Origin of the sequence: Anaerostipes sp. (assembly GCF_018381315.1) — a bacterium.
In the GTDB taxonomy this organism is placed as follows: Bacteria; Bacillota; Clostridia; order Lachnospirales; family Lachnospiraceae; genus Anaerostipes.
Genome location: NZ_JAGZSD010000001.1, coordinates 147,737 through 170,287, shown reverse-complemented (window position 1 = coordinate 170,287; position 22,551 = coordinate 147,737). Strand labels below are relative to the sequence as shown.

Here is a 22,551-nt window from a genome sequence, read left to right as displayed (position 1 = left end):
GTCTGTTATAATAAAAATATCCATGTGATACACTATCTGCTTACGCAGATACCTGGTTTGCCGGCCATATGTATTGCATGGATATTTTTTAAATTATTCTCTTTTTTCTGATCAGTCTCATCTCTGCCCACTGACACCAGAATCGCTACCACCCCCAACAAAAAATAACAGAAAAATCTTAAAGTACAGAACATTTTTCTTTCTGCAGCTGAGAAAGAAAAATTCTGTTCAAAGCTCTGTAACTATAGCTTTTCACTTTGTAAATTTCCTGTAATTTCACTCTATTTTCTCCTGTTAAATACTTTATGATTTTAACATAATTGAAACAGTATTACAATTATTTCTTGTCCCTCATGAATATTCCATAACAAAAAAAGAGTATTCCAAAAAGTTATATAATAACTTAAGGAATACCCCTTTCTTTTCTTAAATATTAAAGCCATTTCTTCAGCTGTCCCAATATCTTTTCATAGTCAATCCGGCTGTAATCTGTCACATCCACTTCGATCAGGCGGCCAAGCTGAAATTCTCCATACCCTCTGGTTCTGCACCGTTCCATGAAGATCTCATGATTGACAAAACAGTCCCCTTTCGTCCGGTCCGACAGCACATCTCCTTTATGGTAACGGCTTACTACATGGGCCAGATGCCTTCCGGTGTCCAAATCTCTCTGTCTGGATCTCTCAAACAGTACCTCCAAATCACCTACCAGCCGGATCGTAACTGCCTGGTACCCATAATTTTCGCAGAGTTTTTTAAGCCTTCCCTTCTGTTTATCACTGAATGGATAATCGGAAATCACTCTGCTTTCTTTTTTCATGGCATCTTCGATCTTTTCATAATAAAGTTCCCAGCTTTTATTTTCCAAAGCAGTTTTCTCTTCCATATTATTAAAGCCATACTGATCCCATAGCTGTTCTTTCATATCATCCTGTGAGATCACCTGAAAGTCCTTTTCCTGCTCAAGGATTTTGCTGCACATATAAGTCTTTCCGGTACCCGGATATCCTGCCAGTAAAATCAATGTCTTTTTCATCGCTCCTGCTCCTTTAACTTACGTTCCACCAAATCAAGAGCCGGAATAGACGTCTGCCCTCCCAGGCTTTCTACAGAAATAGAAGATGCCATGGAACTCATTTTCAGTATGGCAGGAAGCGGCATTTTCTTTGCCAGACCATAGGCAAATGCCCCATGGAAAATGTCCCCGGCTCCGCTGGTATCAACAGCTTTTGCAGGATAGGCGGGCAGATGTTTTAATTCCCCGTCTTCCTCATACAAAAGCCCTTTTTCTCCAAGGGTAATAACCGCCTGTCTCTTATTGATTCCCTTGATCTGTCCAAAGATCTCCCGGCAGAGTTCCGGCTGTTCCAAATCCACAGCCTTTCCTGTATACTGCCTCGCAAAATCCTCAGAGCAGACAATATAATCCACATGAGGCGCCACCTCCATGGTGCTTTCCCTGCAGGTTCCAGCGTCCAGCACCGACAAGGCATCCGGGTATCGGCGGATAGCCTGAAGGCTCAGTTCCGGCAGATGCCCGTCACTCAAAATCACATCTGCGTCCAGGTCAGGATACTCATAATCCTTATAATGGATTTCTCCCGGGAAATTAAAAATCGTGCGGGATCCGTTTTTACGATTGGAAAGGATAATGCTGTAAGGGGTCTCTATGTTTTCACCTTTCACAAGATACTCTATGTGAACTCCCGCTTTCAGAAGAATACTTCTGATCTTTTTTCCATAGTCATCCTCTCCGATTCTGCTTATAAGATAAGCCTGTTCTCCCCACACTGCACAGAGATAAGCCGCATTCAAAGCCGGCCCTCCTCCGCACTCCAGACGTGAGTTCACCCGGTATTTCTGGTTTTCAACCAGTGCCTCATCATATGGAATGACAATATCATAGACAGACTGTCCCACACAGATGACTGCCATAGTCTACTCCTCCTTTATAATCTTAATCAAACGGCTGGTTCCGAGACGGTCTGCCCCCAGAGAAAGAAAACGTTCGGCGTCATCAAAAGATGCAATACCGCCTGCGGCCTTGATCTGCACTCCCTCTCCCACATACTTTTTAAACAGCTCCACATCTTCAAAAGTAGCACCGCCTGTGGAGAATCCTGTAGAGGTTTTAATGAAATCCGCTCCTGCTTCCGTGACAATCCGGCACATACGGATCTTTTCATCCTCTGTCAGCAGACAGGTTTCCACAATGACCTTTAAAATCCTGTCACCGCAGGCTTTTTTCAGCAGGCAGATTTCATCCTTCACTGCTTCAAAACTGCCGTCCTTGATATCTCCAAGATTTACTACCATGTCAATCTCATCTGCCCCGTTTAAAATAGCGTCCTTTGTCTCAAACTCCTTTACAGCAGCAGTAGCGTAACCATTTGGAAAACCGATAACAGTACAAATCTTCATCCGGTCTCCCACATACTCTTTTGCTCTCTTTACAAAAGAGGGCGGAATGCAGACAGAGGCTGTTTGGCAGGCAATGGCATCATCACAGATTACTTTGATCTCGTCCCAGACTGCAGTCTGTGCAAGCAGTGTGTGGTCAACTGTTTTTAAAATCTCATTTCTCTCCATAAAAAACTCCTTCTCCCAAAACTTTGGCGGCTCATTGACTGGTTTCTTACAATCTATTGTAACAGATAAAACCGGAGAAGACATCATCCCTCGGAAGGTTTCCCCGGTCTCATCCCGGCACCGCTAAATTCTGAATAAAGATGCTTTTTCTTTTACGACTTCTGCGATCTTTTCATTTGCAGGCCCAAGCAGATTTCTTAAAGAAGTAAGCGGCGTCACGTCATCCGCAGTAAAAGTTTCCCTCACTACTTCAATATAAGATTTGTTAAGCTCTGTTCCCACGTTGATCTTTTTCATACCTTCCCTGACACAGCGTCTCATATCCTCGTCGGACACTCCGGTTCCGCCGTGAAGAACCAGGCCCGTACTTCCCAATTTGGCTTTCAGCTCTGTCAGCAGTTCGTAATTAATCTTAGCTTTGGATTTGTACTGCCCATGTGTTGTGCCTATTGATACGGCAAGTGCATCCACCCCGGTACTCTGTGCGAAATGCAGTGCATCTTCCGGCTGTGTATACATGGCGTCATCCTTGGCAACCACAACACCTTCTTCTGCACCGCCGATGGAACCCACCTCTCCTTCTACAGAGACATTTCTTTCATGGGCATAAGCTACCACTTCTTTTGTGTTCTTAATATTTTCTTCCAAAGAAAGTGAAGAACCGTCATACATTACAGAAGAATATCCAAGGTCAATGGCTTCTTTTAATGCTTCGATATCCTTGCAGTGGTCCATATGTAATGCAACGCTTATGGATGATTTCTCTGCAATGGCTTTTACTGCTGCAATGAGAGGCTCCAGTCCAATATATTTTGCCGTTCCCAGGGAAGTCTGCAGGATAACAGGCACCCCCAGTTCCTGGGCAGCCCCGATCATAGACGGAAGCATTTCAAAACAGTGTACATTGAATGCTCCTACAGCCCCTTTTCCTTCATTCTCTTTAAATAAGTCAATTAAATTCTTATACATCCTGATTATCTCCTTTTACAAACAATGACTAAATAACACCTTCTGTTTAACCGTCATCCTTATCTGGCGGAACATGTTCATGCTTTTCCCCGAATTACGTCTTTGGACAGTGTCATGAGCTCTGAAATTTTGTCCATATACAGTTTCACCTGCTCTTCGTCCTTTGCCTCCTGGGCCTCCTGACGCTTTTTGTTGTAAAGCTTCATCAGGTCCGTGTAGGCTTTTCCTAACTCCTTGCTCTCATTCAGGCTGCTTTCATAATAAAAGATGGCCTGATCTGTCTCTTCCGCCTGGAAATAAAGGGAACCAAGTTCATTGAGAAGCTTCACCCTTGCGGCATCTTCAGCACTCTTAAGATCTTCCTTCTTTTCTGCTGCGGCTTTTAACAGTTCATCTTTATCTGCTTTCTGCACCTCTTTGGGAGCAGCCTTTTCTTTCTTGTTTTTATTAAAAAAGAACATTTTGATTCCTCCATTCCCGGCTAGAAGATTCCTGCAACAGATTTGATCAGCATGAAGAAGAATCCGGTCACAACGGTATCCACATCAGTACATGTCATGTTGACAAATCCAATCTGTCCTAACATCGGTGAGAGCAATGCCGGCAGGATCATGATAAATATACCGTGGGCAATACAGCCAATCATAACTCCCCGGCGGCCTCCCACCTGGTTTGCAAAGATTCCCGCAGTTCCTCCGGCAAAGAAGTTGCTCATAACTCCCGGAAGAATCATTGGAAGTCCGAAGACAGGTGTCAGGAACATTCCGATAATAGATCCGATGGTTGTAAAGATAAATCCTAAGATAACTGAGTTCGGTGCATACGGGAACAGTACCGGACAATCCAGCGCAGGTTTTGAGTTGGGAACCAGCTTCATGGAGATACCCTGGAATGCAGGAACGATCTCAGCAAGAAGCATGCGGACTCCGGACATCAATACATAAAGACCTACAACAAACTGTAAAGACTGAAGGAATGCATAGACCATGTAGTTCGTATCTCCGGCATATTTAGCACAGGCTGCCGGTCCTGCAAATGCTGCAGAGATAAGGTAAAACGGAATCATAACCACCATGACAGACAAATAGGTGTCCTGTAAGAATTCCATGCTCTTCGGCAGTTTGATATCTTCTGATGACTTTGACTCATCCCCTGTAAATTTGGCGATCAAAGCCGTAAACATATATCCAATAGTACAGAAATGTCCTAAAGCGATATCATCGCTCCCTGTAATTCTGCGCACGATCGGCTGTGCAAATGCAGGCATCAAAGTTGCAAACAGTCCTCCGACAACACTTCCTGCAAGGATCAGCGGAATTCCGCGCAGTCCTACGTAGTATGCAAATACCATACAGAGGGTGGCTTCCCAGAGCAGAGCCTGTCCTGTTAAGAAAATGTATTTAAACTTTGTGACTCTGGCCAGGATGATGTTGACGACAAAGATACCGGCCAATGTAATGGCGATTTCTTTTCCAAGTCCCAGCTGGTTCATGGCCTGCCCGTTGATTCCCTCAATAGAGGCAACAAGCCCTCTAAGCCCGAATGCTTTGTTAAAGATATCCCCGAAAAAAGCCAGAGACCCCTGGATTACTGTGGATCCTGCGGATAATACAAGGAATCCGAGCATGGTTTTCATAGTTCCGGAAAGGACTGTTCCCACTGATTTTTTCTGCAGTACCAGTCCCAGACACGCAATCAGCCCGATAATAACAGCCGCCTGCGTCAGGATATTATTGATAATAAAATTCAATGCTGACATATTTTCTCCTCACTTTCTCTTCTCTTATAGTTTTCCAAGTTCTTTTAGTACAGGGACCAGTTTTTCACGGATCTCATTTTTGTCCACCAGCCGTTCCAGAAATATGGTTGGGCAGTCGATTGTAAACCGTTCAAACTGTTTTTCAAAGTTCTTTGCGGCCATAATAATGTCCGCATGAGCTCCGGATACACTGGAAATATCCGTATGGTCCATCTGAGCTTCCACATTAAGCTCCTTGAGCACTGCCTCAGTACTCATCTGGCAGGCAAAGCTGCTTCCCAGTCCTGCTCCGCATACAGCCAAAATTTTTACCATGTTTTCTCCTCCTTTTTATAAATGAATTGTCTTGTGTCATATATACCAATGCGTCCGGAATGCCGCACGCATACAGCAGTCTCTTTTGTTACTCGGCCGCCTGATGGGATTCAAGGAAGTCAAACAGCTCCTGCTTTTCCTTCATATCTGCTATGGCCGGAATCCATCCTTTTTCCACAAATCCCACAATCATTTTTAGTATGTCTAAGTGGCTTTCGCTGTCCACTGCTGAAAAACAGATCAGCACTCTCACCGGCTCCTTATCACCGTCAAAATAGACCGGCTTTTTTAAAGTGATCAGGCTGCATCCGATATCCGTAGCCCCGCATTCGGGGCGGGTGTGCGGCATCGCCAGTCCTTCAGCTACAATAATATAAGGGCCCAGTTCTTTGACAGCATCAATGATTCCCTCCACATAAGACTGTTTTGCACAGTTCTGGCTGACCAGTATTCCGGCTCCGATCCTTACTGCCTCTTCCCAGTCTTTTGCTTCTACCTGCAATTTCACATTATTTTCATTTAAGATTAGCCTTTCCACTTTATATCCTCCTTGCTGCTTCTTTCAGTTTTTCTTCCTGTTCCAGCAGATCCTCGATAAATTGTTTGTAACACGGCTGCTTTACCAGCTTTGCCACCCCGGAATTTCCGATCAGGAACTGGTACAGATTCTTAAATACGCTCTCCCAGACATCATATTTGCTCTGGGGAATGTTCAGCATCAAGATTACCTGCACTTTTTCGTTTTCCCAGACAACCGGTTTTTTCAAGACCATGACGGAAACTGCCGCTTCCTCCATATCGTTAAATAAAGCGTGGGGTATGGCCACCAGACTTCCCAGTTCTGTGGTAGACATTTCCTCTCTTTTAAAAATTGATTTCTTGATTTCTTCGTTGATGTACCCTTTTTCCACCATGGCATTCGTCATAAATTCCAGGATCTCCTGTTTCCCCTTAAATTCCATTCCGGTAAAAAACAATTCCTTCCTGAAAATACTGCTGTAATCTATCACCTTCATCTGATTTCCGCTGTCCGTAATCACTGTAGCCAGATGGTTCAGATCTTCGTCATCCAGAAACAGATTAATCTTCTTAATCTTTTCCGACTGAAAATCCTGAAGCTCCACGGTTGTCAGCACCAGATCGGCGCTGGAAATCAGCTCCTGGTCCACTTCCTGCACCGGACAGGATTTTATGATTTCTATATACTGCCCAAACTTATGCTGCAGTTTTTCTTTCAGCAAAAGGGCGGTAGCAATACCTGCGATACAGACAAGAACAACCTTTTTCGGCTTCTGCTTCTGATTCAGCCCTTTTCTCTCCAGCGCTGCCCCGAAGTGCATAGCCAGAAATCCAATTTCCGACTCTTTGGCTTTCAGCCTGTGCTTCTTTTCAATAACCTCCCCGGCCACGACTGCCAGCTCAAAGGCCAGCGGATATATATTTTTAATGCTGTCCAGAAATTCATTCCTGATATTCATGTCAAACCGCAGTCTCTGGAGTGCCGCACTCAAATGCATTGCAAGACCGTTGACCAGCTGGTTATCATCTGACAGGTCAATCCCGGTTCCCTGCCGGATAGTAGACAAGATTTCTTCTATTTCGTCTTTATATTCGTAATCTCCGTCCAGGTTTTCGATCAAAAAACGCTGGCTTGAGATCAAATGCTGGGTCAGATAATAGACCTCATCCCCCAGGGAAATATCCAGTTTCCTATAAATTTCACTGATGATCTGCTGGGCGCACCTGAACTCTTTTGTTCCCGAGAACAGCTCAATATCATCTTCATCGTATTTCACATGACGCTTTTTCTCGAAACGCTTCAGCATAATGAGACTGTGCACCAGAAGATTCCGAAAGGCGATATCTGTCAGCCTTAAATTAAAGTCTGTGATCGCTTCCATCAGTATGACTCTGAGATCTTCCACCTCCTGCGGGGGAAAAATGTCTTTATAAAACTTATTTCCCAGATCACCTGTGACTTTCTGGCTGTTGAATATGTATTCGGAAATGCAGAAACGAATCTTTGTCTCCTGCCCTACTACCCTCATCCCCTCTTTTTTTGTGTCACTGATCCTCAGCTCATGTTTTTTTAAAATCCCGTCGATAGTTCTCAGATCTTTCTTCAGTGTGGATGTGCTCACAAACAGTTCTTCCTCCAGGTCAAAAAAGTCAATCCGCTCTCCGCTGTTCAGTGAATGAAGCAGAAGCCGGGAAATGATATAATTTACCCTCTCTTCTGAGTCCGACGGAATGATATTTTGAAATGGTTTAGAGGTTTCCTCCTTTTGAATCTCTCTTCTGAAGACATCAAACTTTTTTTGATCTGTCACAACAAGCTTATATCCCTGTCCGATTTCTGATGTAATCTCTGCTCCGCGTTCATTAAGGATCTGGTTCAGTTCCTTAATGTCATTTCTCACAGTTCTGGTAGAAACCCCCACAGACAATGCGATGCTGGCCCCGGTGATCTTTTTTTCGTTTTCTAAAAAGAAATGAAGAATCTTGATCAATCTCTTGTTGTACCTCTCCATAGTTTCCTCCTCTTTGTTTTTCATTATATGAAACCCGTATTTATCATTATAGTCAGTAAATTTCCGCTTAAAGCGGAAAGAACAAAGCGGGCATTCCTACATGAAATAAAAAAGAAAGCCCGACGATTTCCGTCAGGCTTTCCCCTGGTCCCATTACTGGCAGTTCTGTTTTCAATTATATCATCACTTTGATGGCCGAAGTACATATTCATCCGGATAGAACAGACCGAACTTCTCACGCGCCGTCTTCTCAATGAATTCCTTCGTCTTAATATATTCTTTCTTTTCTTTCAGTTCCTCTTTTTTATCTTTGGCCTTTTCAATCTGCTGCTCCAGCTGCGCTTCCTCTTTTTTCAGCGCCGCTGACTTTTCTGACAGCCTGCGGTAAGCAACAGACATCACGATAACGAACACAATGACGACAAATAAGATCACTCTTGTGCGCTGTCTGTGCCCCTTTTTATAGCTGCTTATCTTTCTCCCCATGTGCATCACCTCTTTTGTGCCCCTTCCTCATTAAGGCTATTTTAACGTTTTTTCTTTCCCGTTTCAATCTCCATCTGACATTAATTCCGATTTTAGCAAAAGGATGACGGATCACACGAAATATGCTTCCAAAGATTTTTCTAATTTTATGTAATAAAAACACAAGACCTTCCAAAACCTTCGGACTGATCAGCAGATAATAGACTGCCATTCCGATGAACAGTCCTAAAAAGAAAAAACCCCTGAGTTCTCCCCAATTATACCAGCACAGAAACCGGAAGCATAAAAATCCCACAAAGATCCAGTACAGCACATCTTCTGCAGATACCACCCACATTTTATGGCGGAATACAATACGGAAACTTCTTATGCCGTCATAGACAAGAAGCAGGCATGCCCCGAACCAGACGGCTCCCAGGAAGAAGTAAAGCTGTCCTAAGACTGCTTCCTGCATTATTTCAGCAGCCTTCCAAGAAGTCCTTCTTTTTTGCCTCCGTTATGGTCATCCACATCTGAATAAAGGAAACTGTCAACCTTTCCGTCAATCTCCACTTCCCCTTTTTCCACCAAAAGCTTTTTCACATGCAGATTAAATCCTTTGATCATTAAAAGCCCCTGTTCTGTGTCCAGTATGATTTCATTTAAATCGAAGGATACCACATCCCTCACTCCTGTAATAACACCTAAGGAACGGTTCAGCAAATCTACTTTATGTGTTTTCATAGGTTGTCTATCTTCTATCATGAAAAAATCTCCTTTCATAGTTTATACACTATATGAAAGGAGAGCTGTAAACATGCATAGGAGTTTTTCTCCAAAATATCAAAGATACTTATATAATTCGGCTGCCTGGTCTTTTTTTACTGTGTCTTCTACTCTGAGAACTTCCACAGCGGCCTCCTTGTTTCCGAACTGAATGCGGATCACATCCCCCGGTTTTATATCAGTGCCTGCTTTGGCTGTTTTGCCGTTTACTGTCACCCTTCCGGCGCTGCAGGCGTCATTGGCTACGGTCCGGCGCTTAATCAGCCTGGACACTTTCAAATATTTATCTAGTCTCATCTATACTACTCCTTATACTCAAAATAAAGAACGCTTTTTTATTCTGTAGTTTCCCTATAGAATAAAAGAAGCCGCCCACGTAAAAAGAGGGCAGCTTGACTTCTTAATCTGACAGATTATTTCTCGTTTACCATATCTTTCAGAGCTTTTCCAGCTTTGAACTTCGGAGCCTTGGAAGCAGGAATGTTCATAACCTCACCGCTTCTTGGGTTTCTTCCTTCTCTTGCAGCTCTCTCTGAAACTTCAAAAGTTCCGAATCCAACTAACTGAATTTTCTCACCCTTCTTTAATTCTTCAGCGATAACATCTGTAAAAGCCTTTAAAGCCTTTTCTGCATCTTTTTTAGATAATTCAGTCTTGCTTGCGATTGCCGCAACTAATTCTGTTTTGTTCATTGATTATATTCCTCCTAATTTCGTCATAAGCATTTTTCTGCTCTTCGATTACATGAATTCATTGTATAATTAAGGTGAGAGCATGTCAAGCCAAAATGCTCTTTATTCCTTATTTTCAGCCAATTCACGGGCTTTGCGCTTCTTTTCTATCTTTTCTAATTCCTTAATCTTCCTCCAACTGGATAATTGTTCCTCCGCACTTTCAAAAACTGCGTCTCCGAACACATGCGGATGGCGTCTGATCATCTTTTTACATACACCGTCCACCACATCAGAAAAATCAAAATCCCCCCGTTCTTCAGCGATTCTGGCATGCATCACGACCTGGAGAAGTACATCCCCAAGTTCCTCTTCCAGATTTATCATATCCTTTTTTTCAATCGCTTCCACCACTTCTTTGCTCTCTTCCATAAGACACGGAATCAGAGATTCATGCGTCTGCTTTTTGTCCCACGGGCACCCGTTCTCTCCCCGCAGCTCGCCCACTACCCGGACAAAATCTTCTATTGAATACCGCTCTTTTTCCTGCATACTGCCTGATCCTCCGTTTTCTTTTTATAGTATCACATTTTCTGCAAATGAAAAGTTATTTATGCTATAATAGGAAAACAAAGAAAGGAAGAATTATGATTAGATTAGGAGAAAACCAAGAACTTTATATTGTAAAATTTGCCGATTTCGGCGCATATCTAAATGACGAAGAGGGAGTGACAGAGCAGAGCATCCTCCTGCCTAAAAAACAGGTTCCGGAAGGAGCCGCTGTGGGGGACTGTCTGTCCGTGTTTGTCTATAAGGACTCCAAGGACCGCCCCATTGCCACCACATCCCATCCGCTGATCACCATTGGACATCTGGCTGTCCTCACGGTAAAAGAAGTTACTGATATCGGTGCATTTTTAGACTGGGGCCTTGAAAAGGATTTATTCCTTCCGTTTAAAGAACAGACTTCAAAGGTAAAACCCGGCCATTCATATCTGGTCCGGCTTTACATTGACAAAAGCCAGCGTCTCTGTGCCTCTATGAAGATTTACCAGGCCCTGAACAGTGAACATGATTATGTAAAAGACGACTGGGTTTCCGGAACAGTGTACAGCATCAATCCTGAGATCGGCACTTTTGTTGCAGTAGATGACCAGTACTTCGGTCTGATTCCCCTCAATGAGCTGCACACCAAACTCTCTGTGGGAGATACGGTAAGTGTCCGTGTCATCCGGGTCCGTGAAGACGGCAAGCTGGACCTTTCCCCGAGGAATAAAGCTTATCTGCAGATGGACACCGACAGTGAACTTGTCCTGGAAACCATCAAAAGCTATGACGGAGTTCTGCCATTTACAGATAAAGCAGATCCCGCCGTTATCGACAAGGAACTGGGTCTCAGCAAAAATGCGTTCAAACGTGCTGTAGGCCGTTTATTAAAACAAGACAAAATTGAAATCAAAAATGGAACAATCCGCATAAAATAATCTGACAAGGAGCTGAAGTTCTATGAAATATTTTAAGTCACCTGGATGCTTCTGCCTGATGTACCTGTTTGTTTACTTTTTTATCTCCCCGCTGCTGCAGTTTGCACTTCAGGACCAATACCTGTTTATGATTGTTTTTTATCTGCTGCTTCTGGGCCTGGCGGCAGGCTATCTGAAACTGAGCAGAAAAAATATAAAAACACGTCTTCGTTTACAGCCATTAAAGCCTTCCGCCGCTCTGCTGACTGTTCTGCTGGGTTTTACGATCCTGCCTGTTATCAGCCTGATCAACAATTTAAGCCAGCTGTTTTTCCGGGACTTCGTCACTTCCAGCGTTTCCACATCCGCACAGCACCCATGGCTCTCTATTCTGGCACTGTCAATACTTCCGGGAATTGTAGAGGAAGTTCTGTTCCGGGGTGTTATTTACTCCGGTATGAGAAAGGCCCGTCCTATCAAGGGCATTTTTCTCACAGCGCTGTTTTTTGGTATCGCACACATGAATTTTAACCAGTTCAGCTATGCATTTGTTTTGGGACTTGTGTTAGGTCTTCTGCTGGAAGCTTCAGGCAGTATCTACTCCTGTATGCTCCTTCATGCAACATTTAACGGTTTCAGTGTCATTATGAGCATTATCTATGGACTGACCGGACACTCGGATCTGCTCAGCCAAACTCTGACTTCTACACAGAGAATTCAGGGTATTTTCATACTCATTCCGGTGAGCATTGCCTTCCTGGTGCTCAGTACCCTCATCCTGATCGCCATTGCCCGCATTTCAAAGCGTGCCGGATATTTAAAAACGTGGCTCAACAAAGACATCAGGAAAAGCTGGCCAAATGAAAAAGCCGCCAGTATATCCTACTATGCGGCTTTGATTATCAGTTTCGGCTATGCAGTTTTACTGGAGATTGTATCCCGCGCTTCCACTTATTTATGATGGCGCTGATATTCATTCCATGTCTCCAGCGTCTTGATACAGTAATAAAACATTTGATTATAAGGAGTTGGGATGCCCAGCTCCTTTCCCATTTTTATAACCGATCCCGCAAACATCTCTACCTCAGTCTTTCTTCCGGCCTCAATGTCCTGCAGCGTGGAAGGTTTTCCGTAAAACGGTGCTCCTTCAAAGTAAGTTCTGTGTTCTTCTAAATCTTTCTCCGTCAGATTGATGCCCTTCTTTTCCGCAATGGCAATGACTTCTCTTGCAGCCTGCTCCCTCAGTTCATTGGCATCCGGGCTGACGGTCCAAATGCCGTAGGGCACACGCAGAACAGCGGCACTTTGATTTTCACTGACATTGGTCATAAATTTGTGCCACATATTTTTTAACATATCTTTTGGTATTTCATATGATATGCCGCTTTTCTCAAACAAATCCCTGACAGCCAGCACATTCTCCGTCAATCTGTCGTTGTATGCATTGCCAAAGGATATCTTCCCTGCGCCTTCCGGAAATGTAATCTCATTTCCCTGATGGAGAGCCGGGATACGGATTACGGAGTAGAGCACTTCATTGTCAGGATATGCCTCCTTAATACGTTCTTCACTTTCCACTCCGTTTAATAATGACATAATCACGGTATCTCTTCCTACCATGCTGCGGATATCAGAGATTGCCTGATCAAGGGCCGTAAATTTTACACTCAGTATAATAAGATCAGCGGGCCTGTTCTGCCCAGATGGATCAGCAGTCTGAAACTTCCACTGCTTTCCGTTAATCATGATGCCGTCCTGTTCCAAACGCTTTCTCCGGGTACCCCCGGCAATGACTTTGAAATTTTCTTCTCCCAGTGCCTGGAACAGCTTTGGTGCTACATAACCTCCGATGGCACCCAGGCCGATGAGCGCTGCATTCTTGATTTCTCTCATAACAGATTTCCTTCCTTATCAACCAGATAGTAATTCAGATCACAGTGGCCGCTCTCTGTATTGGCTCCCGCTATTGAAGCCTGGTCCGTAAACTGCCACATATGATACTGGTATGGAAAATCCGGCTGTCCTTTTTTTGTATAGTGGGCCACCCACAGCTTATAGTCCCTGATCCCCTCATAATCAAAATAGTGATTCAGAAAATAGGCATTGGAATAAACCATAGGCTCATAACCGGCTTTTTTGATCTCTTCACAAAAAGCTTTGGTCAAGTTTGTGACATTCTTCTTTCCCGTCTTCATAACACTTTCTTCCTCCACGTCAAAGACGACAGGAAGCTTCAGATCCCCCGGGGCAATATCATACTTCTTTAACAGAGACAGACAGTGTTCTGCTTCCTTTTTTGCGGTCTTTACATCTTTAGCATAGGAGTAATAGTAAACTCCGCAGTGAATGGAAGATATACGGGCATTCCGGTAGTTAGTCCCAAACATAGGATCTTCTGTCTTTTTCTTTTTTACAGATCCGGAACCGATCTTTAAGACGGCGTGGTTAATCTTCTGGTCCTTGACCTTCTTCCAGTTTACCTTTTTATTATACTTTGATACATCAATGACCTTGATATGGCCGTTTTCTATCTCCGTCTGAATCGGCAGTCCAATGGTCTGTATAATCCAGACAAAAATAAAAGTGACAATAAAAAGAAACGTACAGATAACTGCAAGTTCCTTTTTATTTTTCCTTGTAAATTTGAACATATAAGTCCTCGTTAATCTTTGCTCTCAATTGCGTGCACGAATGTACGGTTATCATCTTGTTCATAGCTGCATGTAACAAAGGTATAGAGTTTCTTTGTCTTCATGACAGTCTTCTCCGGTACTTTTGACTGAATATCACTCTGTGACAGGATCTCCTTCAGGTAATCCTTCATGTCTTTTCTGCCTCCAAAAGTAATCGGAATCTTTTTGTCTGCTTTTCTGGCATAAGAAGAGACCACTTTGAGATCCTTTTTTCCTTTCGGTGTATAGAGTGTGATTGTATCCTGTTTCTTGATGAAGCTCTGCTCTCTGAACTCCATAAGATCTGCAAACATAGAACCATTTCTCATATGGTGCCCATAAATGATATTATGCTCTGACTTAAAATCTTTATCTCCGTTGCAGTCCATAAAAACCGCTCCGGAGCTGTTTTTTGTTCCCTCAAACGTTGTATGAAGATAATAGTCATTATCTTTGCCGAGGACTATCGGATAATCAATCTTCGTTCCCTTTACATAGACCCATCCGATGGTATCCGGATTGATCTTTAACAGCTTTGCAAAATCAATAACCCGTTCATTCCCATTTGTTTTGACTGCTTCCTGTGCTATCTTATCATATTCGTCATCTGCTTTTTTGTATTCCAGAAAATAGCCTGCCAGTTTCCATCCGCTGAATAAGAATACCGCGATACACACAGCTAAAAGTATGTTGGATAATATTTTTTTCATGAAGCTTCCCTCCCCAAAACCTTATTTGGTATCAGTATAACATAAAAAGAACCGGCCTTCCTTATGGAAAGACGATTCTTTTCTTAAAATTTATTTAACCGGGCGCGCAATCATTTTGATGCACTTGGTATATTTATAATTGGCTTCAATAACACCCACTCTGCTGTTGGCTGCATGGATAATTCTTCCGTTTCCTATGTATAATGCCACGTGAGAAATATTCCGGTATCTTCCGTTTCTTGTATAGGAATAAAAAATCACATCTCCCGGAAGAAGCTTGCTGGCCTTCAGTCTCTTGTAAGAGACCACCTTTTTGTGCCGCTTCATATACTTGGCTTCGCTGGCTGCCACCGGCGCATAGGACCGGCTTCCGAAATGTACGCCATATGGTTTATAGCACCTCCAGATCAAAGAGCTGCAGTCATAGTATCCTTTTCTCATCCTTCTTGCCTGGCTGTAGCGGCATCCCTTTGCCTTCTTTGCCTTTGCAATGGCTTTTACTGCCTGATAAGAAGTGACCGCTGCCTGATATGTCTTCTTTTTTCCGTCGGCAGTGATATAAAACTTGGTTATCCCCTGTTTTTTAGGGTAGATTACCAGCTGTCCGTTCTGGATATAAGCATTTGCCCTGCTTTTGTTTACTGATACGGAAACCTTGCTGTCAGCACTCAGTCCCCTGATGGGTATTTTGGAAGTTCTTTTTTTAGCTACAGTACCGCTGCTCTGAGCCAGATAAGGATTCGTGACCTGTACATCAGCAGTTACCACCTGACTTCCTACCATGGCCTGCACATAAGTTCTTCCGGCTGTTTTTCCCTTTATATTCCCGCTGCTGTCCACGGTAGCCACACGGGTATCTCCGGATCTCCACGAAACCTGTGGAGATGCAGCATTCCTGACTCCCACTTTGGCCTGTGCAGAAACTGCCACTGTCACTTGGGCTTGGTCCAGTGTACATTCCTTTTCCCACACTGCTGTAAGCTTAATGTCTCTCTCCGGCATTTGATCGGTATCGAAGTCCCAAAACTCTGTCTGCCCGCTGTTATTTTGGAAACTCCAGCCCCGAAATACATATCCGTCTCTTTTCGGCGTTTCCGGTTCCTGGATATGATCCCCTGCCTCTGTATGAAATACTGTCTTCTGGATGGTGCCTCCTGCAGCATCCAATGTGATCTGGTATGATTTTTCCTGTACTTTCTCTTCCTGAACACTGCCTGTATCAGCCGTCTCTGCCGGTGCCGCAGAAACCGGAATGGACACTGCTGTCATGGTCAGAGCCATGGTCCAGGCCGTTATATATTTTTTATAGTTCCTCAACTCTCTCTTCCTCCGGTAACTTTTAATTCGTAAGGATTTTGTAATATAATTGTTAAATCCTATTCATAATATCATAAATTTTGACAGGAAACAAGAATCTGCGACAGATAATTCCAAAAAATACAATATCCCATCAATCTGAAAATCGGATGTTCTGTGGCTATATTTCCATAGCTGCATCTGGTAAAATATCAGTAGAAAATGTATGAAAAGGAGTGAGATACAATGAAACAAACGTTTTTTGAACATCATTTAGAACACACCAGACCAGAGGATATGATTAAGATCACCTCCTACCTCAAAGAAGATCTGGCAGCTTCCGGGATTAAGAACGGGATTGCTGTCATCCATTCCCCGCACACGACAGCTGGCATCACAATAAATGAAAATGCAGATCCGGATGTGGTTCATGATATGCTCTATGGTTTTGATAAGATCTATCCGGAGCACGACAGCCGCTACCGCCATATGGAAGGGAACTCCCACGCCCATCTGAAAACATCCACTGTAGGACCTTCACAGACAGTCATCATCGCACACGGTAAGCCGGTGCTTGGTATCTGGCAGGATATTTATTTCTGTGAGTTTGACGGCCCCAGAAACCGCAGTTTTTATATTAAGATCGTAGATTGCTGAGATCCTGAAAAGGAGGACAGAGGATGAATTATGAATTGAGACCGTGGCGTCATGAAGACGCCGAAGATATTGCCTTCTATGCAGACAATAAAAAAATAGCATCCAATATGAGGGATGCTTTTCCGTATCCGTATACTCTCAGGGATGCCCGGGAGTATGTGGATTCCTGTATTCAGAACAAAAACTCAGGACAACTGTGTTATGCTGTCCATGCTGACGGACATGCTGTGGGCAGCATCGGTGTGTTCTTGTGCAGCGATATATACCGATACAGCGCGGAACTGGGCTACTGGCTGGCAGAAGACTACTGGGGACAGGGAATTATGAGCAGTGCAGTAAACAAAGTCTGCAGAGAAGCATTCCGCACCTTCCCGATTGTACGCATCTTTGCAGAACCGTTTGCCCGCAACATTGGTTCCAGAACTGTACTGGAACACTGCGGCTTCCTGCTGGAAGGAATAAAAAAAGACAGTGTCTGTAAAAATGGCGAACTATTAGACTCCTGTATGTATGCTTTATTGAAGTAATTTCCCATGCAGGAACAAAGTGGACGAGCCACCTCATCTCTTAGGCCCCTCACCCTTTGATGGGCTTGTTCACTTTGCGCGCCAAATGCGATTTGCCAAAGGCAAATAATTTCTCTGCGCATTTGTGCGCATCCTGCACGGAGTGCTTTTTATTGCATAGGAGATTCCAAAGGAATTTCCTATGCAATAAAAAATCAGTGCCGGAATAACTTCCGGCACTAACCTGCTTACACTATGTGCTCTGTAACCGGCAGAGCATTTTAAAAAGAGAGGATTAAGTATATATGAAAAACTATATCTTAAGTATAACAACTTCTCTTTCTAAAACAATATACAGAGAATAAACAATTCTAAACATATTATAAACTATTGGCTGTCAACGCCTCTTTTTTTATAGACAACGTTAAATACAACAATGCCGATAAGAATCCAGACAAGGCAGACTGCATAATATTTCAGATTGCTTCCTGCAAAAAATGCCGCCTTATTATAATATTCCCGGTTCATGATCTCCATAAATGCATTGGTGGGAAGACAGAATGCAATCTTTTCCAGCACATCATTCATCCCTGCAAACATTGGCGGCAGCATCAATAACAGCATGAGCGGCGTAGAAATAGTTCCGGTCGACATCTGATTTTCTGACAAAATGCCTACGGATGCCCCCAAAAACAGGATCCCTATAGACGCCAAGGTGGATATGAACAGATAACCTCCAAAATACTTCACACTGATTCCTACAATGAAAAAGTTTGCAACAGATACAACTTCCATCAGCAGAAGCACTACAAACATCTTGCTTGCCAGAAATTCCATAGCTCTCACATCAGACATGATTAATGTCCTGAGTGTATTTTTCTCTTTCTCTTCCGCTACCATCATACTCAGAAGAGAGATCGGCGCACAGACTAAATTGAGCACCTCGCAGAGAGCCAGCGGGTAGATCTGGCCTGCCTGTTCTCCGATTGGCAGGATCTTCGTATAAAGTACACAAAATAATATCGGCAGGAGAAGGATAAAAAAGGTGTTTTTATTGCCCGAAAGCATACGGAAATCCTTTTTCATCAGTGCCTTAATAATTCGTCCTCTTAATTTCATGCTAATTCCCTCCCTGTCAGATCTAAGAAAATAGTTTTTAAGTCAGGTTCCACTGAATGGATCGTCACAATCTCTTTGTCTGTACCGGAAAGTTCGCTGGCAATTCTTTCTTTATTTTTCGGTATCTCTTTTACCGTGCCGTCTCCATAGAGGATCCGCACCCTGTCTTTTGCATATTTAATCTTCAGTTCTTCGGGAACCCCGATCTCTTTAATGCTTCCCTCATTAAGGAATGCCACCCTGCTGCAGAGTTCATCCGCTTCTTCCATATCGTGTGTGGTGAGAAATACTGTAGTTCCGTTTCTATTTAAATCTTTGATAATGTTATGTACGTCTTCACTTGTGGACGGATCCAGATTAGCCGTCGGTTCATCTAAAAACAAAAGCTTAGGTTTGTGCAGAATAGCCCTGGCAAACAGAAGACGCTGTTTCATTCCTCTTGAGAGCTTCTCCGCTTTTTTCTTTTCATCCCCGGCAAGATGGAGCTGCTCCAATACTTCCGGAATTCTGGTTTTGGGCAGCCGGTAGATCTCTGCAAATATTTTTAGATTCTCTTCCACCGACATTTTTTCATAGAAACCGCTGTTGTCAGATAAAATTCCGATATTCTGATATAATCTGCTGACATCCTTCACCGGTTCCATTCCCATGACAGAAATCTGTCCCGTATACTGAGTCAGCTGGGCGCTTAATAATTTGATGGTTGTGGTCTTTCCTGCTCCGCTGGGTCCGAGGAAACCAAAGATTTCTCCCTCAGACACCGTTATATTGACATCGCTTAATGCTTTTTTGTCCTGAAATGCAATGCCCACATGTTCCATTGTAATGCAGTCTTGATTCATGTAAATACCTCCTCGTTATATTGGCATTCTATTGTATTCCGGCAGTTTAAACAATGAAATTTTGATGAACGGAGACATAAGGGTGATGAAAAGAGCCGCTAAAAACCATAGAATTTTCTAAGTTCTTCTACTCTTCCTTTGCTCAGAGGTATCCTTTTTTCTTCATCCGCTTTTATTCCGAGGGCATAAGAGTTCTTTGTCCATTTTACAACCTCGCACACTTTCTGCATATTTACAATATAAGAACGATGGCTTCTGAAAAATCCAAATCCTTTCAGTTTCTCATTCAGTTCGTCCATAGTCATAGGACACTGATAACTGGCCTGTCTGACATGGAGATAATTTTTACCCTGCATACTTTCAATATAATCGATCTCTTCCGGATCAAACAGCAAAAGCTTTTCATCCATTTTGGCAGGGATCTTTTCCGCCAGCACAGCCCCGGATTCTTCCCTGCTTATGAATATATTTTCAGTCAATTCTTCTATATGGCGGGCGTCCGCAAAAAAATGTCTTCCCGGAAGCTGGTATACATGTTTTAAGGATTGGGAGGTTGTGATAACCTTTTTTCCTTCCGTACCGCACAGTTCAAGCCATTTCATGATCAGTCCGGCAGAATGAGTGTCAATGCCCAGTATAGGCTCCTGTATAAAGAGAACTTTCCGGTTCAGAACAATCTCCCTGGCAGCTGACAAACGATGTTTTTGGGAAGCTGTCAGTCTTTTGATCTTGCAATAGAGAAGCTCTTTCAGCTGCATTCTGTTTAAAGCAAGTTCCAACGAAATATCATCATCAGACAATTCTGCAAACATACCCAGATAGGTTCTGACAGACATAAATTCATAAAACCCTTCCTTCCGGCAGACGGCTCCCACACTTTTATAAAAATCTGACGCTATAGAAAGAAGGAGATCACTGATATCATCCCGGCATTCGAAATGATACAGGGAATCTCCGCTCTCCTCCATAATCTTTAAAATGTCTCTCAGCCCGATTTCCATGTTCCTATCCTTTACACGTCTTTGGTTTTATCTCCGACAGCCGGCGAAATCTCATATAAATCTGTACGCCGGTTTTTCACAGACGGCACCTGCTTTTTAGCCTGTGCCGCTTTATCTGTATCTGTTGTCAGTACGATCAGCTCTTCCCCTGATCCGCCTTCCGCAAGCTTTCTTCCGGACGGATCAAATGCAAGGCTTCTGCCCATATAGTGTTCTTCGCTGTAATGACAGCATCCAATGACAAACACACCGTTTTCGATGGCTCTTGCCCTGAGCAGTGTCTCCCACTGCATAAACTTATCCGGACCGTCTACCCATGCCGACGGATAGACAAGCATCTCTGCACCCTTCAGTGCCTGAATCCTGGCCGGCTCCGGAAATCTCAAATCATAGCAGATGCCCAGCCCGATTCTTCCGAACGGAGTATCCACCGGTTCATGCAGAGCATTTCCAGGCAGAGTATCTTTTGACTCCTGCCAGGAGAATGCATCAAACAGATGGGCTTTTCTGTAAACAGAACGCACTGTCCCCTGATCGTCCATGAGGACCGCAGTATTGTAACATCTGCCGCCGGACTTACGTTTTGGTTTCTCATTCATCCCAAACAAGATCCATTGACCGTATTTTCGGGCCAGTATTTTCATCTCCTTGACAAAGCGACCGTCAAGAGACTGTGCCTTTTTAAAATACTCGGCCCTGTCTGTAGGATAGTACGTCATAAAATACTCAGGAAAAATGAGAAACTGTACATTCTTATCATATCCTTCCCTGCAGAACCTCTCTGCCTTCAGAATATTCTCTTCCGGCTCAGCAGAAGCTCTGCACTGGGCCGCCGCAACAACAGTATTCATGGGCCTGCCTCCTAATTGATATTCAAATCCTTCTTATACAGCCTGTAGTTCACCCAGTTGTTGATCAGATACTGTACGACCGCAAAAAACGGCACTCCCAAAAACATTCCCAGAGGCCCGAAGTAAGCGCCTCCTACTGTAATAGAAAACAGAATGAGGATCGGCCGTACACCTGTAGAGTTGCCCAGGATCTTTGGCCCCAGCACCAGTCCGTCAAACTGCTGGAGAATCAGAATCATCACAAGGAAAATGAGAGCTTTATAAGGGCTCACAATAAACAGAATAAAGGCTCCCGGCACAGCACCGATAAACGGTCCGAAATACGGTATCATGTTTGTCACTCCTATGATAACACTGATTAGCACGGTATACGGAAGATGCAGGATACTCATAAGAAAGAAGCAGAGACAGCCAATGATCAGGGAATCCAGGGACTTTCCGATAATATATCCTGAGAAGATATTATGGCACTCTTTCAGTCCGTGAATGATTGGAACAGCTGCTTCGTACGGAAACACCGCAAAAATAATTCTGCGGCAGGAGCTTTTTAAAAGCTGTTTATCTGCTGTCATATAGATTGAAACAACAAAAGCAATAAAAAGATTAAACAGCCACTTCACAAATGAAATAGAAAAATTATAAAGCAGCGGGATTGCATCCGTAAGCATCTGATTAGAGAGCTGCACAAGCTTCGGAAGGCTTTTGGTCTCCAGTGTCTCCATTAATTCAGGGGGCATCAGCCCGGAACCGCTCTTTCTGTAGTGGTCCAGTAATTCCATAATTTTATCAGAGATGACCGGGATCTGATTTGACAATTCTTTAATACTGTCATAGAGCTGGGGAACAATGAAAATCAAGCAGATGGTGAGAGCCCCCACTAATATAATGTAGGTGGTAAGGATTGCACATGCCCGATTGATCCTCTTTCTTTTTTCACCGAATAATGGTGCAAATACCTTCTCATTAAAAAAACTTACAACCGGATTCATAACATATGCGATCAGAAAACCAATAAAAAACGGAAAGATCGTATCCCATAAATCTGTCAGGATGCCGATGGTAGATGCCCAATTATTCACCAGACGGAAAATAATACACCCGATTAAGATTACTACGATTGAATAAATCGATATAGTAAAATACTTTTTATTAGATTCAAATTTATTGTTTTTCAAATTTTACACTCCTTCTTCTATCCCCTGGGCACAATCAAATTTTGGGTTTATTCTAGCACAAAGATCCGGAAAAGTATAGGGTCCGCCGGCTTTTGCTCCCCTTCTTTTTTATATATTCTGTTCTGAATCCCATCTTCTTTTTTCTGCCGACAAAAAGATACAAAAAAATTTTCA

General features: G+C 43.3%; 28 protein-coding genes. 4 read left to right on the top strand and 24 right to left on the bottom strand.

All coding sequences use genetic code 11. From position 1 onward, the window contains the following. Window positions 1–433 precede the first annotated feature (433 nt). The 15 genes from KH180_RS00890 to KH180_RS00820 all read right to left on the bottom strand — a co-directional run bounded on the left by KH180_RS00890 (window position 434) and on the right by KH180_RS00820 (window position 10,637). The gene (locus KH180_RS00890) at window positions 434–1,036 is read right to left on the bottom strand and encodes an AAA family ATPase (RefSeq protein ID WP_290755494.1); all 603 of its coding nucleotides are present in this window, start codon (window positions 1,034–1,036) and stop codon (window positions 434–436) included. Continuing rightward, window positions 1,033–1,935 (bottom strand): PfkB family carbohydrate kinase, encoded by a 903-nt coding sequence (locus KH180_RS00885; RefSeq protein ID WP_290755492.1) that lies wholly within the window; start codon window positions 1,933–1,935, stop codon window positions 1,033–1,035. The genes KH180_RS00890 and KH180_RS00885 overlap by 4 nt, the downstream gene beginning before the upstream one ends. Window positions 1,936–1,938: 3 nt before the next feature. Next, window positions 1,939–2,589: a deoxyribose-phosphate aldolase gene (gene deoC, locus KH180_RS00880; protein ID WP_290755491.1), complete on the bottom strand. Its 651-nt coding sequence runs from the start codon at window positions 2,587–2,589 to the stop codon at window positions 1,939–1,941. Window positions 2,590–2,712: 123 nt separating this feature from the next. Then, entirely contained in the window at window positions 2,713–3,558 is an 846-nt protein-coding gene (locus KH180_RS00875) for a class II fructose-bisphosphate aldolase (RefSeq protein ID WP_290755490.1), read from the bottom strand. Window positions 3,559–3,635: 77 nt separating this feature from the next. Next, complete coding sequence (locus tag KH180_RS00870) at window positions 3,636–4,019, bottom strand: tetratricopeptide repeat protein (RefSeq protein ID WP_290755488.1); 384 nt, start codon at window positions 4,017–4,019, stop codon at window positions 3,636–3,638. A 20-nt stretch (window positions 4,020–4,039) separates the two neighbouring features. Then, complete coding sequence (locus KH180_RS00865; protein ID WP_290755486.1) at window positions 4,040–5,317, bottom strand: PTS ascorbate transporter subunit IIC; 1,278 nt, start codon at window positions 5,315–5,317, stop codon at window positions 4,040–4,042. Between the two features lie 24 nt (window positions 5,318–5,341). Next, window positions 5,342–5,632 carry a PTS sugar transporter subunit IIB gene (locus KH180_RS00860; protein ID WP_290755485.1) on the bottom strand — a complete coding sequence of 97 codons (291 nt, stop codon included), beginning with the start codon at window positions 5,630–5,632 and terminating at the stop codon, window positions 5,342–5,344. Between the two features lie 88 nt (window positions 5,633–5,720). Further along, complete coding sequence (locus tag KH180_RS00855; protein ID WP_290755484.1) at window positions 5,721–6,170, bottom strand: PTS sugar transporter subunit IIA; 450 nt, start codon at window positions 6,168–6,170, stop codon at window positions 5,721–5,723. Between the two features lies 1 nt (window position 6,171). Beyond that, window positions 6,172–8,163 carry a BglG family transcription antiterminator gene (locus KH180_RS00850; protein ID WP_290755482.1) on the bottom strand — a complete coding sequence of 664 codons (1,992 nt, stop codon included), beginning with the start codon at window positions 8,161–8,163 and terminating at the stop codon, window positions 6,172–6,174. A 183-nt stretch (window positions 8,164–8,346) separates the two neighbouring features. Continuing rightward, window positions 8,347–8,649, bottom strand: coding sequence for a septum formation initiator family protein (locus KH180_RS00845; protein WP_290755480.1), 303 nt, complete (start codon window positions 8,647–8,649; stop codon window positions 8,347–8,349). After that, window positions 8,624–9,103, bottom strand: a complete 480-nt coding sequence (gene yabQ, locus KH180_RS00840) for a spore cortex biosynthesis protein YabQ (RefSeq protein WP_290755478.1) — start codon at window positions 9,101–9,103, stop codon at window positions 8,624–8,626. Before yabQ ends, KH180_RS00845 begins: the two co-directional genes overlap by 26 nt. Then, a complete protein-coding gene (yabP, locus tag KH180_RS00835) occupies window positions 9,103–9,393 on the bottom strand; it encodes a sporulation protein YabP (RefSeq protein ID WP_009289329.1) in 291 nt (96 codons plus the stop codon). Before yabP ends, yabQ begins: the two co-directional genes overlap by 1 nt. Before the next feature lie 78 nt (window positions 9,394–9,471). Then, a complete protein-coding gene (locus KH180_RS00830) occupies window positions 9,472–9,711 on the bottom strand; it encodes an RNA-binding S4 domain-containing protein (RefSeq protein ID WP_290755475.1) in 240 nt (79 codons plus the stop codon). A gap of 116 nt (window positions 9,712–9,827) precedes the next feature. Beyond that, complete coding sequence (locus KH180_RS00825; RefSeq protein ID WP_137327438.1) at window positions 9,828–10,106, bottom strand: HU family DNA-binding protein; 279 nt, start codon at window positions 10,104–10,106, stop codon at window positions 9,828–9,830. Between the two features lie 102 nt (window positions 10,107–10,208). Further along, window positions 10,209–10,637 (bottom strand): MazG family protein, encoded by a 429-nt coding sequence (locus KH180_RS00820; RefSeq protein ID WP_290755471.1) that lies wholly within the window; start codon window positions 10,635–10,637, stop codon window positions 10,209–10,211. Window positions 10,638–10,732: 95 nt separating this feature from the next. Here KH180_RS00820 and KH180_RS00815 point away from each other — a divergent pair, with 95 nt between their 5' ends. Together KH180_RS00815 and KH180_RS00810 are read left to right on the top strand one after the other, a co-directional pair. Next, entirely contained in the window at window positions 10,733–11,569 is an 837-nt protein-coding gene (locus tag KH180_RS00815; protein ID WP_290755470.1) for a CvfB family protein, read from the top strand. Between the two features lie 22 nt (window positions 11,570–11,591). Continuing rightward, window positions 11,592–12,509, top strand: a complete 918-nt coding sequence (locus KH180_RS00810; RefSeq protein WP_290755468.1) for a CPBP family intramembrane glutamic endopeptidase — start codon at window positions 11,592–11,594, stop codon at window positions 12,507–12,509. On the opposite strand, the gene KH180_RS00805 is transcribed toward KH180_RS00810, so the two are convergent. From KH180_RS00805 to KH180_RS00790, 4 genes are all read right to left on the bottom strand, one after another. After that, the gene (locus KH180_RS00805; RefSeq protein ID WP_290755466.1) at window positions 12,500–13,441 is read right to left on the bottom strand and encodes a ketopantoate reductase family protein; all 942 of its coding nucleotides are present in this window, start codon (window positions 13,439–13,441) and stop codon (window positions 12,500–12,502) included. The genes KH180_RS00810 and KH180_RS00805 overlap by 10 nt on opposite strands. Next, a complete protein-coding gene (locus tag KH180_RS00800) occupies window positions 13,438–14,199 on the bottom strand; it encodes a glycoside hydrolase family 25 protein (protein WP_290755464.1) in 762 nt (253 codons plus the stop codon). The genes KH180_RS00805 and KH180_RS00800 overlap by 4 nt, the downstream gene beginning before the upstream one ends. Before the next feature lie 11 nt (window positions 14,200–14,210). Next, complete coding sequence (gene srtB / locus KH180_RS00795) at window positions 14,211–14,930, bottom strand: class B sortase (RefSeq protein ID WP_290755463.1); 720 nt, start codon at window positions 14,928–14,930, stop codon at window positions 14,211–14,213. 90 nt (window positions 14,931–15,020) lie between these two features. After that, window positions 15,021–16,247 carry an NlpC/P60 family protein gene (locus KH180_RS00790; RefSeq protein WP_290755461.1) on the bottom strand — a complete coding sequence of 409 codons (1,227 nt, stop codon included), beginning with the start codon at window positions 16,245–16,247 and terminating at the stop codon, window positions 15,021–15,023. Window positions 16,248–16,472: 225 nt separating this feature from the next. Here KH180_RS00790 and KH180_RS00785 point away from each other — a divergent pair, with 225 nt between their 5' ends. Then, window positions 16,473–16,883 carry a secondary thiamine-phosphate synthase enzyme YjbQ gene (locus KH180_RS00785; protein ID WP_290755459.1) on the top strand — a complete coding sequence of 137 codons (411 nt, stop codon included), beginning with the start codon at window positions 16,473–16,475 and terminating at the stop codon, window positions 16,881–16,883. Between the two features lie 23 nt (window positions 16,884–16,906). Further along, entirely contained in the window at window positions 16,907–17,410 is a 504-nt protein-coding gene (locus KH180_RS00780) for a GNAT family N-acetyltransferase (RefSeq protein WP_290755457.1), read from the top strand. Between the two features lie 366 nt (window positions 17,411–17,776). On the opposite strand, the gene KH180_RS00775 is transcribed toward KH180_RS00780, so the two are convergent. The 5 genes from KH180_RS00775 to KH180_RS00755 all read right to left on the bottom strand — a co-directional run bounded on the left by KH180_RS00775 (window position 17,777) and on the right by KH180_RS00755 (window position 22,377). Further along, complete coding sequence (locus KH180_RS00775; protein ID WP_290755455.1) at window positions 17,777–18,508, bottom strand: ABC transporter permease; 732 nt, start codon at window positions 18,506–18,508, stop codon at window positions 17,777–17,779. Next, on the bottom strand, window positions 18,505–19,350 hold the full coding sequence (locus KH180_RS00770; RefSeq protein WP_290755453.1) for an ABC transporter ATP-binding protein: 846 nt from the start codon (window positions 19,348–19,350) through the stop codon (window positions 18,505–18,507). Before KH180_RS00770 ends, KH180_RS00775 begins: the two co-directional genes overlap by 4 nt. A 98-nt stretch (window positions 19,351–19,448) precedes the next feature. Continuing rightward, window positions 19,449–20,351 (bottom strand): LytTR family transcriptional regulator DNA-binding domain-containing protein, encoded by a 903-nt coding sequence (locus KH180_RS00765; protein WP_290755451.1) that lies wholly within the window; start codon window positions 20,349–20,351, stop codon window positions 19,449–19,451. 11 nt (window positions 20,352–20,362) lie between these two features. Next, the gene (locus tag KH180_RS00760; RefSeq protein ID WP_290755449.1) at window positions 20,363–21,202 is read right to left on the bottom strand and encodes a carbon-nitrogen hydrolase family protein; all 840 of its coding nucleotides are present in this window, start codon (window positions 21,200–21,202) and stop codon (window positions 20,363–20,365) included. 11 nt (window positions 21,203–21,213) lie between these two features. Further along, window positions 21,214–22,377 carry an AI-2E family transporter gene (locus KH180_RS00755; RefSeq protein WP_290755448.1) on the bottom strand — a complete coding sequence of 388 codons (1,164 nt, stop codon included), beginning with the start codon at window positions 22,375–22,377 and terminating at the stop codon, window positions 21,214–21,216. Between the last annotated feature and the right edge of the window lie 174 nt (window positions 22,378–22,551).

Coding starts and splice junctions, on each gene's coding strand:
- KH180_RS00890 (WP_290755494.1), bottom strand. CDS start 1,036: ATGAAAAAGACATTGATTTTACTGGCAGGATATCCGGGTACCGGAAAG.
- KH180_RS00885 (WP_290755492.1), bottom strand. CDS start 1,935: ATGGCAGTCATCTGTGTGGGACAGTCTGTCTATGATATTGTCATTCCA.
- deoC (WP_290755491.1), bottom strand. CDS start 2,589: ATGGAGAGAAATGAGATTTTAAAAACAGTTGACCACACACTGCTTGCA.
- KH180_RS00875 (WP_290755490.1), bottom strand. CDS start 3,558: ATGTATAAGAATTTAATTGACTTATTTAAAGAGAATGAAGGAAAAGGG.
- KH180_RS00870 (WP_290755488.1), bottom strand. CDS start 4,019: ATGTTCTTTTTTAATAAAAACAAGAAAGAAAAGGCTGCTCCCAAAGAG.
- KH180_RS00865 (WP_290755486.1), bottom strand. CDS start 5,317: ATGTCAGCATTGAATTTTATTATCAATAATATCCTGACGCAGGCGGCT.
- KH180_RS00860 (WP_290755485.1), bottom strand. CDS start 5,632: ATGGTAAAAATTTTGGCTGTATGCGGAGCAGGACTGGGAAGCAGCTTT.
- KH180_RS00850 (WP_290755482.1), bottom strand. CDS start 8,163: ATGGAGAGGTACAACAAGAGATTGATCAAGATTCTTCATTTCTTTTTA.
- KH180_RS00845 (WP_290755480.1), bottom strand. CDS start 8,649: ATGGGGAGAAAGATAAGCAGCTATAAAAAGGGGCACAGACAGCGCACA.
- yabQ (WP_290755478.1), bottom strand. CDS start 9,103: ATGCAGGAAGCAGTCTTAGGACAGCTTTACTTCTTCCTGGGAGCCGTC.
- yabP (WP_009289329.1), bottom strand. CDS start 9,393: ATGATAGAAGATAGACAACCTATGAAAACACATAAAGTAGATTTGCTG.
- KH180_RS00830 (WP_290755475.1), bottom strand. CDS start 9,711: ATGAGACTAGATAAATATTTGAAAGTGTCCAGGCTGATTAAGCGCCGG.
- KH180_RS00825 (WP_137327438.1), bottom strand. CDS start 10,106: ATGAACAAAACAGAATTAGTTGCGGCAATCGCAAGCAAGACTGAATTA.
- KH180_RS00820 (WP_290755471.1), bottom strand. CDS start 10,637: ATGCAGGAAAAAGAGCGGTATTCAATAGAAGATTTTGTCCGGGTAGTG.
- KH180_RS00815 (WP_290755470.1), top strand. CDS start 10,733: ATGATTAGATTAGGAGAAAACCAAGAACTTTATATTGTAAAATTTGCC.
- KH180_RS00810 (WP_290755468.1), top strand. CDS start 11,592: ATGAAATATTTTAAGTCACCTGGATGCTTCTGCCTGATGTACCTGTTT.
- KH180_RS00805 (WP_290755466.1), bottom strand. CDS start 13,441: ATGAGAGAAATCAAGAATGCAGCGCTCATCGGCCTGGGTGCCATCGGA.
- KH180_RS00800 (WP_290755464.1), bottom strand. CDS start 14,199: ATGTTCAAATTTACAAGGAAAAATAAAAAGGAACTTGCAGTTATCTGT.
- srtB (WP_290755463.1), bottom strand. CDS start 14,930: ATGAAAAAAATATTATCCAACATACTTTTAGCTGTGTGTATCGCGGTA.
- KH180_RS00785 (WP_290755459.1), top strand. CDS start 16,473: ATGAAACAAACGTTTTTTGAACATCATTTAGAACACACCAGACCAGAG.
- KH180_RS00780 (WP_290755457.1), top strand. CDS start 16,907: ATGAATTATGAATTGAGACCGTGGCGTCATGAAGACGCCGAAGATATT.
- KH180_RS00775 (WP_290755455.1), bottom strand. CDS start 18,508: ATGAAATTAAGAGGACGAATTATTAAGGCACTGATGAAAAAGGATTTC.
- KH180_RS00770 (WP_290755453.1), bottom strand. CDS start 19,350: ATGAATCAAGACTGCATTACAATGGAACATGTGGGCATTGCATTTCAG.
- KH180_RS00765 (WP_290755451.1), bottom strand. CDS start 20,351: ATGGAAATCGGGCTGAGAGACATTTTAAAGATTATGGAGGAGAGCGGA.
- KH180_RS00760 (WP_290755449.1), bottom strand. CDS start 21,202: ATGAATACTGTTGTTGCGGCGGCCCAGTGCAGAGCTTCTGCTGAGCCG.